Annotated in this window: 13 protein-coding genes and 1 pseudogene; 4 read left to right on the forward strand and 10 right to left on the reverse strand. The window is 46.0% G+C overall.

Translation table 11 applies throughout. The annotated features are described in order from the left end of the window. Positions 1 to 200 (forward strand): annotated as a pseudogene (locus CAG68_RS22400) (hypothetical protein); the annotation flags it as partial. Between the two features lie 195 nt (positions 201 to 395). Here the strand turns inward: CAG68_RS22400 and CAG68_RS17315 are convergent. Continuing rightward, positions 396 to 761 carry a winged helix-turn-helix transcriptional regulator gene (locus CAG68_RS17315; protein ID WP_005375456.1) on the reverse strand — a complete coding sequence of 122 codons (366 nt, stop codon included), beginning with the start codon at positions 759 to 761 and terminating at the stop codon, positions 396 to 398. A gap of 167 nt (positions 762 to 928) precedes the next feature. After that, complete coding sequence (locus CAG68_RS17320) at positions 929 to 1513, reverse strand: NAD(P)H-dependent oxidoreductase (protein WP_054730289.1); 585 nt, start codon at positions 1511 to 1513, stop codon at positions 929 to 931. A gap of 270 nt (positions 1514 to 1783) precedes the next feature. Here CAG68_RS17320 and CAG68_RS17325 point away from each other — a divergent pair, with 270 nt between their 5' ends. Both CAG68_RS17325 and arsB read left to right on the forward strand, forming a co-directional pair. Continuing rightward, positions 1784 to 2125 carry an ArsR/SmtB family transcription factor gene (locus tag CAG68_RS17325; protein WP_009706198.1) on the forward strand — a complete coding sequence of 114 codons (342 nt, stop codon included), beginning with the start codon at positions 1784 to 1786 and terminating at the stop codon, positions 2123 to 2125. 85 nt (positions 2126 to 2210) lie between these two features. After that, positions 2211 to 3266 (forward strand): ACR3 family arsenite efflux transporter, encoded by a 1056-nt coding sequence (gene arsB / locus CAG68_RS17330; RefSeq protein WP_054730290.1) that lies wholly within the window; start codon positions 2211 to 2213, stop codon positions 3264 to 3266. Positions 3267 to 3301: 35 nt separating this feature from the next. Here the strand turns inward: arsB and CAG68_RS17335 are convergent, their stop codons facing one another. Further along, positions 3302 to 4081, reverse strand: coding sequence for a helix-turn-helix domain-containing protein (locus CAG68_RS17335; RefSeq protein ID WP_054730291.1), 780 nt, complete (start codon positions 4079 to 4081; stop codon positions 3302 to 3304). A 19-nt stretch (positions 4082 to 4100) separates the two neighbouring features. Beyond that, the gene (locus CAG68_RS17340; protein WP_005375444.1) at positions 4101 to 4634 is read right to left on the reverse strand and encodes a YbhB/YbcL family Raf kinase inhibitor-like protein; all 534 of its coding nucleotides are present in this window, start codon (positions 4632 to 4634) and stop codon (positions 4101 to 4103) included. A 187-nt stretch (positions 4635 to 4821) separates the two neighbouring features. Here CAG68_RS17340 and CAG68_RS17345 point away from each other — a divergent pair, with 187 nt between their 5' ends. Continuing rightward, positions 4822 to 5613 (forward strand): PhzF family phenazine biosynthesis protein, encoded by a 792-nt coding sequence (locus tag CAG68_RS17345; RefSeq protein ID WP_086047281.1) that lies wholly within the window; start codon positions 4822 to 4824, stop codon positions 5611 to 5613. A 99-nt stretch (positions 5614 to 5712) separates the two neighbouring features. Here CAG68_RS17345 and CAG68_RS17350 read toward each other — a convergent pair whose 3' ends face one another. From CAG68_RS17350 to CAG68_RS17375, 6 genes are all read right to left on the reverse strand, one after another. Next, the gene (locus CAG68_RS17350; RefSeq protein WP_005534602.1) at positions 5713 to 6075 is read right to left on the reverse strand and encodes a RidA family protein; all 363 of its coding nucleotides are present in this window, start codon (positions 6073 to 6075) and stop codon (positions 5713 to 5715) included. Positions 6076 to 6089: 14 nt separating this feature from the next. Further along, positions 6090 to 7136 (reverse strand): beta-propeller fold lactonase family protein, encoded by a 1047-nt coding sequence (locus CAG68_RS17355; RefSeq protein WP_161441411.1) that lies wholly within the window; start codon positions 7134 to 7136, stop codon positions 6090 to 6092. Positions 7137 to 7215: 79 nt separating this feature from the next. Then, complete coding sequence (locus CAG68_RS17360; RefSeq protein WP_054730854.1) at positions 7216 to 9669, reverse strand: family 20 glycosylhydrolase; 2454 nt, start codon at positions 9667 to 9669, stop codon at positions 7216 to 7218. A 90-nt stretch (positions 9670 to 9759) separates the two neighbouring features. Beyond that, on the reverse strand, positions 9760 to 10389 hold the full coding sequence (locus CAG68_RS17365) for a bifunctional 4-hydroxy-2-oxoglutarate aldolase/2-dehydro-3-deoxy-phosphogluconate aldolase (RefSeq protein ID WP_054730851.1): 630 nt from the start codon (positions 10387 to 10389) through the stop codon (positions 9760 to 9762). Between the two features lie 16 nt (positions 10390 to 10405). After that, complete coding sequence (locus tag CAG68_RS17370; RefSeq protein WP_086047279.1) at positions 10406 to 11350, reverse strand: sugar kinase; 945 nt, start codon at positions 11348 to 11350, stop codon at positions 10406 to 10408. A gap of 103 nt (positions 11351 to 11453) precedes the next feature. Beyond that, on the reverse strand, positions 11454 to 12956 hold a 1503-nt coding region (locus CAG68_RS17375; protein WP_237667894.1), incomplete at its 5' end, for a sodium:solute symporter family protein.

Below are 12956 nucleotides of genomic sequence, written 5' to 3' on the forward strand. Positions count from 1 at the left end.
ATTTTGACGAAAAGTCTAAATTATATACCATCAAAAAATATGAAAGCCACGTTAACGACAACTCACCAATAGGTTTAGTTGAGAAAGAGGAATTCGATAAATATTCCGATTTTGAAAAGAAACTGGAATTAAATAGTGCTTTTTTAAATTCAACTGAAGTGAGTGATTTATTCTACAACTTACTAAGTATGATAAAATAATAACTAAAAATCAAAAACTTAAAAAGTACGATTATGCTCAAGTAGCTTCGATATGCCTGACTCGAAAGAGTACGTTGTTTTACGAAACAAATTACGATTTGAATGAAGCACATCTAAGTTACTTGGGTATAAACGGCGATGTATTGTTAATCAGCTTTCAAAAGAGAGTGACGTTTGCGATTAACTACTTTGGTCTTAACGAAGCTCAATTTGATGCTTTTCAGACCAAATTCGCAAATCATCAAGAATCTTAAGTGCGGTACGGCCGAACTCTGTTAGTTCATAGCTGACTGCAATTGGGCGGTCGCTGATCACTTTACGCACCACCATACCTTCCGCTTCTAGCTCTTTAAGACGTTGGTCGATCATCTTTTTACTTGCACCGCCTAGCATGCGTGCTAAGTCATTGAAACGAACTGGGCCGTCTTTCAAATGATAAATCAGAGAACCTTTCCATTTACCACCAATTAGACGCATCCCTTTCTCGATAGCACATGGCTCCGCACATACGTTCGCCACTGACTTACGACCTTTGCTATCTACACTGATTCTGCTTTCCACAATACACCTCAAGATACGCACTTAATCTAGGTAACGAAAAGTAAGCTAGATACATTTAGTGCTTTAGAGTAATAAAAACGTCACCTCGCCGCAAACAAATAAAAATGGACCGCATGTAGCAGTCCATCTCAATTCATCATTCAGTTCGCACTATCTTTCTAAAAGGATTAGAAGTTTTCGTTAATGTGCGCTTCGAAACGAACAAAATCGTTTTCGATATCTGCGTTCTTCATCACGTCGTAACAAGCGAATGTAGGCAGTGCTGACATACCAAAGAAGCGGAAGTTAGCATGCATGTGGAACATCAAATCGTCCACGCCTTTACCTTGGAATAGGTATTCGCTCTCATCATCAAACGATTCTTCTGGCGCGTTGAATGTCAGTGACAGCATGTATTTGCTGTTGGTTTGAGTGCCGCCTGTACCATAGTTTTTCTTTGGTTCTTCTGCGCTACGGCCATCGAATGCACATAGTGCGCCGCCCATACCCGCAGTAAACACTTCGTCCATGTATTTTTTGAATGACCAAGGCACAGACATCCAGTTGATTGGGCTTTGGATGATCACGCGATCAGCCCACTCAAAGTGTGCGAGTTGCTCATCTACGTTGATCTCATCTTGCATTGTCACAACGCGAACCTCATGGCCTTTTGCTTGCAGAAGCGTCTGTGCTTTGTCGACAAGAGAAGCATTTAGACGACCTTCTGAATATGGTGATGGTTCGTGTGCATTGATGATCAGTACGTTGCTCATGGGATTACCTTTAAATAAGTTCACAAGATGACGCAGTAACCATTGTGCGTCGGATGTGGTTTATTATGGTAACCTAGGAATATAGTGCAATTAGTTAACTTTTAGTAACCTACTTAAATTTTGATTATATTACTGTTTTTAAAAGAGATATTTTTTCAACTTTTTATTCATCGTTATTTCCCGATTAATTTTTTCATCGATTTGTTGCATCTTCCACAGAGCAGGCGTACACTTTATCGCAATTCGACGATTAACTATTAAGGCCAGCGAATGAGTGATAAGTGCAATGACACGTGCGAAGTTGTTTTTCAGACAACACAACAACAGCTCGAGAAAGAACAAACTCTAGCAGCACAAGCAAAAGCTTTGTCACATCCAGCACGTTTGCGCATTCTGCATATCCTGCACACGCTCGATACCATGGGAGGTTGTTTGAACAGTGATTTGGTTTCTGAACTCGGTCTTGCGCAATCTACTGTTTCCGAGCACTTGCGCATTCTAAAGCAAGCTGGCTTTATCAGCGCCGAGCCAAACCCACCTAAGGTGTGTTACCGCATTCAACGCGACGCATTTGATCAGTTCAATCTAGGATTTTCCAAGTTATTTGATTAATGCCCTTTGCACGCTGGTCAGGCGTGCAGAGATAAACTATACCTTTAACTATCGCCTTTCGACGATAAACGAATAAGAGAACACTATGACTACTCAAGTTTTAAATAGTGCCAGCGACAAAATGAGCTTCTTGGACCGTTACCTAACGGTGTGGATTTTTGTTGCAATGGCAATCGGTGTAGGTATTGGCGCAGCGTTCCCTCAAGTTGCTGAGTGGAACGAGTCAATGTCAGTTGGTAGCACAAACATACCGCTAGCGATTGGCTTGATTTTGATGATGTACCCGCCACTCGCAAAGGTGAACTACAACCTGCTAGGCACAGTGACGAAAGACAAAAAAGCGATCACGCTGTCTTTGGTCATGAACTGGATTGTCGGCCCTATTTTGATGTTCATCCTTGCATTGACTTTCCTAGGTGATCATCCGGGTTATATGGTTGGTATCATTCTGATCGGTCTTGCTCGTTGTATTGCGATGGTATTGGTATGGAACGATATCGGTGGCGGTAACAAAGAATACGGCGCAGCCCTAGTTGCACTAAACAGCGCTTTCCAAATCGTGACTTACAGTGTGATGGCATGGTTATTCATCACTGTATTACCACCAGTCTTTGGTTACGAAGGTTTCGTGGTTGATATCTCGATGATGGACATCGCGGAAAGCGTTCTGATTTACCTTGGTATCCCATTCCTAGCGGGCTTCCTAAGCCGTAAATGGCTGGTCGCTGCGAAAGGTGAACAATGGTACAACGACGTGTTCATCCCACGCATTTCACCAATTACGCTTATCGCCCTACTTGCGACCATCGTACTGATGTTCAGCTTGAAAGGTGAAATGATTCTTGAACTGCCAATGGATGTATTCCGTGTAGCAATTCCACTGGCCATTTACTTCGTGTTGATGTTCTTTGTCAGCTTCTTCGTTGGTAAGAAAATGGGTATCGACTACGATAAAAACGCATCGATTGCCTTCACGGCAACGGGCAACAACTTTGAATTGGCAATTGCGGTTTCTATCGCGGTGTTTGGCCTAAACTCAGACCAAGCTTTTGCTGGTGTCATTGGCCCGCTGATCGAAGTGCCTGTATTGATTGCTTTGGTGAATGTAGCATTGCGAATGAAAGCCAAATATTATGGCTAACCTAAAAAGCACAAAAAATACAAAAGCGGTAAACATTAACTCACTACCGTTTTAATATACTCGCTGGGCGTTAGGCCGAACTTACTTTTAAAGCGTTGGCTAAAACGCCCCTCTGACTGATAACCACACAACTGTGCGAGCAGCGCAACGTTATACGAGCCATTTTGCATCAAGTAAAGTGCGTGATTTAAGCGCACTTCTGCCAATACTTCGCGATACTGGGTACCTTCTTGTTTCAGTTTTCGTATCAATGTTGCTCGGCTCATAGCAAAGTGCCCCGCGACCATATCTAATGGATGCTCCTCCCCTGGAGAGCGCGATAAGTAACGACTAAGTTTCTGACTAAAAGAGATATGTGAACTCGAGAACAACCGATGCAATAACCCTCTCTCAGCTAGCTGCTGATATAGGCCCATAATCCAATAGCGTTGTGTCGCTTCACTTAAGCTTTCCCGCTCAAACGAAAACAAAGCATTTAACGTCGCTTGCAATGCTTTATCTGTCTCAACAACGGGTACATAGTTTCCTAATGCGTTGCTCATGCTTAGCTCCAACATTTCATCGCTAGGCACACAGTGAAAACTGAACATTCGAGAAAGAAATCGCCCTTGTAGAGGAAGATTTTCAAAATTTAGGGATGCATTTGCTTCACAAAGCATGATATTTGGATGATGGATGTCGAGTATTTCGTCTTTCCAGAAAAGATGTTTACTCCCCTTAACAATCTGAATAATGCTTGGGGAGTGAATCCTGACATTACGAAGCTTCTGCTGCTGCTCCGCACGAAACAGCGTAACCTGATATTGGTGACCCATTCTCTCCCCTTATATTCAATTATCGCGTGTAAGTCGTGGTTAATGTCGCTTTACCCAAAGCAACACTATTCAAAGTAAACCCTACAATGGCTGGTGGCGTGTTTTCATCCAAATTCAGTTCTTCAGTTGGCAATGCCCACACCGTAAACTGGTAACGATGCATCCCATCATTCTTTGGAGGACATGCGCCGCCGAACCCCGTTGTGCCGTAGTCAATACGAGATTCTTTGCCGCCTAACTTGTTCATATCAATGCCTCGAGGCAGCTCGCTAACGGTGGATGGAATATTAAACGCTATCCAATGCCAAAAACCACTGCCTGTTGGCGCATCGGGGTCATACACGGTGATCGCAAAACTTTTTGTGCCCTTTGGAGCTTCTTTCCACATCAATTGTGGTGATTGATTCCCGCCATCACATCCCCAACCAGAGTATTCAAATGTCTTCGCCATCGGGTGGCCTTCTTGAATATCTCTACTCACGAGTTCAAATGCATGGGCAGAACCGACCGCAAAAACACTCAATGCCAAAACTGATTTGTAGATCGCTTTCATGTTTTTCTTCCTTTCAATGAATTCAACACTAGTGTAAGTACCCAGCAGTCCGAATCCTTGTCAGTAAGTATCAAAAAACACAAAATAATCTATAATTTTGACACTTTAAGATTCTAACACAAATTTCTTACTCTCTTAATTGCACTTGGTTTATGCTAATTAATCGCTCACGGAACAAGGAAGGAAAATGGAATTGGATATCTACGTGGTGGACGCCTTCACCGATACGCAATTCAAAGGCAACTCAGCAGCGGTGATACCGTTAGAGGAATGGCTAGCCCCAGAATTGATGCAAAATATCGCGACAGAAAACAACTTGTCGGAAACGGCTTTTCTAAAATCCATTGGCGCAAACCGATATGAGATTCGTTGGTTCTCTCCGATTACTGAAATCGATTTCTGTGGACACGCAACACTGGCCTCTTCGTTAGTTCTGTTTGATGAGTTTGGCATTAATGGCACGATTGAATTTCATACTCTGGAAGTAGGGACCCTCACCGTAGAGAAGAATGCGCAAGGTAAGATCGAGATGACGTTCCCTGCTCGTCCTCCAAAAGCCGTTTCTGATATTCCCTCGGCATTGATTGATGGCCTAAGTTGCGATGTGGAACGCGTACTGCTTAGCCCTCAAGCGTATTTCGTGGTGGTCGGCAACCAGCAGGAGGTACTTGAGGTTCAATACCGTTCAGAGCACCTCAAGACACTCGCTCCTTACGATGTGGTCGTTACCGCAAAAGGCGATCAACAAGACTTTGTATCGCGTTACTTTTGGCCTGCTAATGGTGGTGACGAAGACCCAGTAACCGGCTCGATTCACGCTGGATTAGCACCGTTCTGGGCAGAAGCGTTAGGCAAAACATCACTGATCGCTTACCAAGCTTCTCAGCGCGGAGGCATTTTGCACTGTGAAGTAAACGGCGAACAAGTAAGAGTATCTGGCGACGGCGTGCTCTACATGAAAGGCAAGATTTTTGTGTAGACCTTTAGTTTGTCTTTAGCATTAGCCCAATAAAACAAAGCCCAGCGTTATTGAGCTATATAACGCTGAGCTTGATGGTTTAAGTAGAGTGATGTCGAACTACTGGAACTTCTCACCCGCAGCAGCAACAAACGCCATTTCTACCAACAGTTCAGGGTTCGCCAATTCAACTTTGACGCAAGCACGGCTTGGTGCACAGCCCTCAGGGAACCACGCATCCCATACTTCGTTAAGGGCATCAAAGTTAGCAAAATCCGTCACGTAAATCGTCACAGATAGAATGCGCGATTTATCGCTATCAACACTGGCTAGCATTTGCTCAGCTTGGTCGAAAATCTGTTGTACTTGCCCTTTCATATCTGCAGTTGTATCTGCTTCTGCTACCTCAACAAAGTTGGCTATGCCATTAAATACCGTTACATCTGACCAACGTTTGCATGGATTAATACGATGAATTGTCATGTTATTTCTCTTAATTACGGCTTCTCAACCAAACACACAGGCGCACCGATGTCGCACGAATATCCGGTTGGAGTGATAGCGCCAGTTTCCGGATTCCTGTGAAAGCTAGCGACATTATGTGAATGTTGATTAGCAACGAGCATCCACTGCCCGTCACGGGATAAAACAAAATCTCTTGGGAACGCGCCACCACAATCGGACGCGGCAATTTGAACCGGAGTATTACTCGTTACATCAAATGTACTGATCAGATTTTGCGCGCGGCATGAGACATAGACAAAGCGCTCATCCGCAGAGAGACGAATAGCAGACGCCGCTTCTTTGTTCTCTTCATCGGCTAGCAGTTTAACTTGCTGAGTCAGATTCCATTGTCCGTTTTGCTTGCGAAGTACCACCAGCGTTTCAGACAATTCGCAAACAACGTACGCGACAGATTCATCACGATTGAAGACCAAATGACGAGGCCCAGAACCAGCAGGCACAGCGATGCTTTGAGAAAGTGAAAACTCAACTGTCTCACCATCATTGTCGTAGTCATAGAAGTGAACACTGTCTGTGCCTAAATCGACCACAGCCAATTGAGCGGAATGCTCTAGAAAAGTGACTTGATGGGCATGAGGGAAAGTTTGACGGTCAATATTGGGACCATTGCCTTCTACATACAATTCTGCAATGGATTTCAATGGCTTACCTTTCTCATCAAATTGGTAAACACTTACATTGCCGGAACCGTAGTTTGCAACAGCGAGTAACTCATCTTTAATGTCGATATGGCAAGGGTAGTCCCCTTCAATTGGCAATCCATAGCTGTCTATTTTTTCAGCAAATATCAGCTCTGCACCTTCCAAGCGATCGACTTCATTAAAGGTATATAAACCCTCTCCTTTGAGCGCAAGGTAAGAAGGGTTACGAATCGTTTTTACCGCTTCTGGCACATGTTCATTGGTGAGCGTTAATGCAACAGTAGCAGTATCGAGAGAAACACACGCAATGCCCTGACTTTGGCTTGGTGAATCGGTATAGGTGCCTACATAAAAATGTAAGTGACCATTTACTATCATGAGAAACCTTTAGGAGATAAAAGAGTGCTTAACCGATAAGATGCCGCCTGCGTTACCAGACGGCAATCCCTTTTAGTTATCAATCGGTTAAAGTGTGAAGCAACTGCTCGGTTGGTACTACGATGGCGACAATCGTTTCATCAAAAATAATCGCATTTTCATTGATGGTGCGTTGATACGCTTCAGCGTCAGATTGGCTAATGTCACTGCCCTGCTTGGTGAGCTCAATTAAGGTTAAACCTAAATCGGCAACTTTGATTGCGGCTTCTGCAACTGGCACCGTTTCTACCGACGCCACGTTGGCCGCGAAAATAGGTTTGGCTTGCTGCGCTGCTAACTTAACGCTTTGATAATGCATCGCTAACGCATCCAACGCAGCTTTATCACCTTGAGCATAAGCCGCGACCAAGTCTTTCATCTTATACACTGCTAGGCTTTCTACTGGCAGTGCATCCGCGAAGCGGTTTAGTCGCTCATACTGGTTGTACAAATCGCCTTTATTTGGCGTAGAGATCCACTTCTCCCAATGACGAGCGTAGTATTGAGCCGGCTCGATGTACTTCGCTAACGTTTGTAGCGGCGTTTCATCTGCACCATTAGCAAGACGTTTCAACATCATATGGGCGTCAGCATGATGGCGTAGACCAAGTGAAATCTCAGACCATGTATCCATCACCTTCATGCGCTTGTACATGCTGCGCTCATCGGTCAGTTCTTGACTCGACCATAGACGCTCTGCAATCGCGTAGCTTCGTGGCCATAAGCGTTGCTCGATGGTCATTGAATCGAGGTTCTCACCCCAAATGGTGATTTCTCCGCCTAAGATCAAATGCTGTTCTTTCTCGGTCAGTTCAGCTGGATAGCCGCCATTCGGCTCAGGAATGACACTCCCTGCCATATCACTGCTCGCGACCAATTCTCCAGTCGCAGGCCAACGCACATTGCCAATCAATTGGTAACTGGTGTCTTTCAACTTGCCGTCTGCAAAGTCATAGTTGAATTCGGTGTAAGACATAAAGTTATCGAAGTGGCCTTTAAACTTCACACCCGGCACGTACTCGATGATGAACACCTCTTCACGAGACTTGCCGTTGTAATCGGTAAACGCACGGTAGCTGCCGTCTGTCGCTTCAATAATGGTTAGATTACCTGTACGTGGACCACCTTTGTTGCGTGGTTTCACCCAATCATAAGTCGCGAATTTCTCACCTTGATGAAGTTGGTCATCAACGGTGATTCCTTTCGGCATTGGGTCATTGCGATAGTGGTAACTGGTTGGCTGCGGCTGGTCTAGGTAATAGCCTGTTGAGAGAATGCCTTGGTAGCCCTCTTTGGCTGCTCGACCTATACTGTCGTGCCCTTGCCAACTTTGAATCACAATCGAGGTTGGAAGGTCTTTGTGCCAGATTTCATCCCAGCCAGTCATCTTCTTGTCGCGCTGTTCCAGCATCTGTTCAACCTTGGTGTTCAGATACGATTGAAGACCACGTTCACCATCCAGGTTGTTGTCTTTGATGAACTGTTGAATCTTCGGGTTGTCTTTCCACTGTTGGTAATTTGGTTCATCCCCGCCGATATGAAAGTACTCATCTGGGAAGAGCTCAACCACTTCGTCAAACACGCTCGCCAGCATCTTATAGAGTTCGGGATTGGTCGGGTCCATTAACGGCTCAAACACACCCCAGCCACGTTGATGCGGATAAGATTGCTCACCCATACCAGACATTAATTCAGGGTAAGCGTGCGCTACTGCCGAAGCATGTCCCGGCAAAGAGATTTCAGGGATAACTCGAATGCCAAGGTTACGCGCGTAATTCACCACATAGCGGATTTCATCTTTAGTGTAGTAATCACCATCTGCGGTGTCTTGCCACAGTTTTTGGTAATTATCGAGCTGGATACGAATCGCTTGGTCATCCCAAATATGCCAATGGAAGACGTTCATTTTTGCTGATGCCATCGCATCGAGTTGACGAAGAATCACATCAAGTTCGATAAAGTGACGGGAAGTATCGTAAGAAACGCCACGCCAAGGAAAACGTGGCTCATCTTGAATCGACACCGCAGGCACAAAGTAGCCAGTCGCGTCCGTAGTCACTAACTGCAAGAGGGTTTCTAAACCATGGAAAGCACCGTAAGGGCGTTCAGACCGAATGATGATCTGACCATTACGCGATTCAAGTTGGTACGATTCATCGCTGTTAATGTCTTGCACCTCTGACTTGGGCGCATTACGAATATCAATCACCAGAGTCGCATCTTTTTCCGACTCGGCATGCCAGTTCAACATCGGTAAGCCGGTTTGACGATATAGACGATCCATGGTGCGCTTTGCGTTGAACTGCACGCGCGGTGAATCGTAGCCTTTGATGTAAATGCTAAAGGATTTATCCAGTGTGACTTTACCCTGCCCCAACTCTACATTTTGTGGGTAAGGCATTAGGTTAAGATCGTTGTTGGGAGTCATCGCCATCGCTGCCGTTGGAATTGAAATTAAGCCTGAAATGAGTAGTGCTAATGTACCTTTGTTCATCCGTGCCATCCTGTTGTTGTTATTATTGTTCAACCCAAGTCACGCTATTTAATGGGGTCTGGTGACTTGGGTAAAAGAGCTCTGTTTGAGTTACGCAACCAGCTCTACTGCTTCACGAACCAGCTTGCCAATTTCGTCCCACTGTTCGCTTTCAATTAAGCTCGGTGCCACCATCCAAGTGCCACCGCAACAAACCACACGGTCGATGGCTAGGTAATCATTGACGTTGCTCTTACCGATACCGCCTGTCGGCATCAGACTCACATCAACATAAGGTGCGAGTAGCGACTTCACCATCGCGATACCACCGCTCGCTTCTGCCGGGAAGAATTTGAGGAAGTTCAAACCCAACTCTAGTGCTTGCTCAACCTGACTTGGGTTATTGACACCCGGTACGATTGGCATGTTGATTTCTTGGCAGCGACGCACGGTATTTGGGTTCAACCCCGGCGCGACAATAAACTCTGCACCCGCGTCTTTTGCTTGGGTAATCTGCTCTGGCGTCAGTACCGTGCCAGCACCGATGCACATTTGCGGGTAAGCATCGCGCATGGCTTTAATCGCATCGGCAGCGGCTTCTGTTCGAAACGTCACTTCCGCAACTGGCAGACCGTTTTCTACTAACACTTTCGCCAGTGGAATCGCGTGCTCAACCTTATTGATTTGAATAACAGGAATAACTTTGAATTGCTGAAGTTGCTTAATCATTGTTTGGGACATAATACGTTCTCGGAAATTATCGAATTAGATGATTCATGGCGTCGTTTGGAATGATCGCGCCAGGATATTGAATAACGGTTGCTGCTAGTGCGTGACCGAGTTGGGCAGACTGCTCACAGCTTTGTCCGGTCAATCGTCCTGCAAGGTAACCAGCAGCAAATGAATCGCCGGCGGCACAGGTGTCGATTACTTTGACAACCTTCTCGGCGGCTACGTAAGCGCTTTGCTTGTCGTCACCTTGCGACCAAACCAGTTTGCAAGGCTCACAGCCACGTTTAATCACGATTTCTTGGCAACCAAAGCGAAGGCTGCGCTGCTCAGCGCTTTCCTCTTCACCCCATACCAAGACATCATCGTCTTCAGTGATAAGCGCAATGTCGACTAAAGGTAGAATTTGGCTGTACCAATGCTTTGCCTCTTGTGCAGACCAAAGTTGAGGACGGAAGTTATTATCGAAGATAACCTTGCCTCCAGCTTGTGAGAACTGATTTAACGCCTTTTTAAGCCTTACTTTGCTATCGTCATTTAGAATCGCAATGCTGATGCCACTCAGATAGAGATAATGCAGCTCTCGGTTCGCAATCGCGGCTTCTAATTTGTTGAGCGAAGAGGTAGAGAAGTAACTTTTAACGGCTGCGCTGTCACGCCAATAAAGAAAGCTGCGTTCGCCTTCTTGGTCAGTCTGCACCATGTACAAACCCGGAAGCTGAGCTGGGAAGATCTCGACAAGATCAGTCGCAATGCCTTCTTGTTGCCAGTTTTCCAGAAGCACTTGAGAAAGTACGTCCTCCCCAAGACCGGTCGCGTAAGACACTTGGACAGGTTGTTGAGCCGTTAGTCGAGAGAGGTAAAGTGCGGTATTGAGCGTGTCGCCACCAAAGCCTTTGCGAATTGGGTCGCCGCTCAGTTCAATCATGCATTCGCCAAAGAAAGCAATTTTAGTCTGGGATGAATCGGTCATCGTTCACCTACTTTGGAAAAATTTAGAATGGTGGCTCGGGGGAGCCACCAGTTTGTCAGGAGCTTATGAGCGAGTTTCTGTTCGAGCCGGAAACTCTCTGCTGTTAAGCGTTTTGATTCGCCGCTGTTGCGCGGTTTTGTAGAGAAGCGTCTTCTTCTAGAACGCCTTTGTCAGACAGTTCCATTTCCATCAGAGCACGCTCATCATCGAGGATTGCTCGTGCCATTTCTGGTGACACTTGGTTAGCTGGAGTCACTAGGCTCACTGCCACGCCTGCTGTTAGGGCAAACAAACAAGATGGAATGACTGGGTTGCCCCAGAAAGCGGTTAGGTCTGGGCTCATCATTACAGCAAATGAAGCGATGGACGCACCTGCCAATGTTGCCAATGCACCTTGCCAGTTGTAACGCTTCCAGAAGCGACCCAACATACCGCACACGAACATGCCAGACATAACTGTCGAGATCATCTTAGTGATGTAGCTAATGATGTCGTTAGACGTTAGCGCGAACAGCAATGCACAACCGATCACTACAACCAAAGCCAAGCGAGAGTAATTCAACATGGATTCTTTGTTTGGCACGCGGCCGGTGAACATTACGTACACATCACGCAGTAAGATAGACACGCCCGCAATCGCATCGGAACTCGCACTCGACATGGTTGCTGATAGACCTGCAATCAGAACGATAAGACCAACACCTACTGGCAATACCGTTGCCGCGATGTATGGGAAAGCAAAGTTTGCGTTGTTCAGTTCAGGGTCAATCGCATGCGCCGCCATACCAATGACTGCTGGAATGATAGAGAAGAACAAATACAGCACACCAGAAGCCACGAATGAACGGCGGATGGTTGATACGTCTTTACCTGAGTAGATACGCTGGCGGAATGAAGGGGTTGCAAGTACACCCACACCAATCACAACAGCAAGAGAAACCGCTGGGATTAAACCAAGCTTATCAATCGCAAGGAAGCTAACCGCTTCTGGGTCCATGGCAGAGTAAAGGTTGTCTAAGCCGCCAATGTGCTGCACCGACAGTACAGCCATTAGGATGAAGCCAACAAACAAGATGATAGCTTGAATGGTATCAGTCCAAACCACCGCGGTGTAGCCGCCAATAACCACGTAAATGGTAAACGCTGCTGCGATGATCATCTTCGCAGTGCTCAGCTCAATATCGGCAATCCACGCTAGGTACATACCACCACCAAGGATATGTGCGCCCAACCAGCCAATAGAAGCGATAAAGATAAGCAGACCAACCACGTTCTTCACGATGCGGTTTGCACCTACGTAGTATGCGAGCTCTTCACTCATGGTCATAAAGTTGAGTTTACGAACTGGCGCAAACCACAGCGCCAATAACAAGATACCAATTGCGCCGCCAATGCCATAAAGCGCACCAGCCCAACCGTTTGAGTAACCAAAGCCAACCGCGCCCATACTAGAGCCCGTGCCAACCATGGTTGCTACTGTGGTACCTAATACGAGGAACAGAGGTAAGCCTCGACCACCGAGTAGAAAGTCTTCACCTGATTTTTGGTTGCGAGAGACAAACCATCCCAACCAAATTAAAAATAAGACATACGCACCGAAGCCGGT

Source organism: Vibrio sp. V42_P2S4T144 (genome assembly GCF_009904715.1).
Lineage (GTDB): Bacteria > Pseudomonadota > Gammaproteobacteria > Enterobacterales > Vibrionaceae > Vibrio > Vibrio alginolyticus.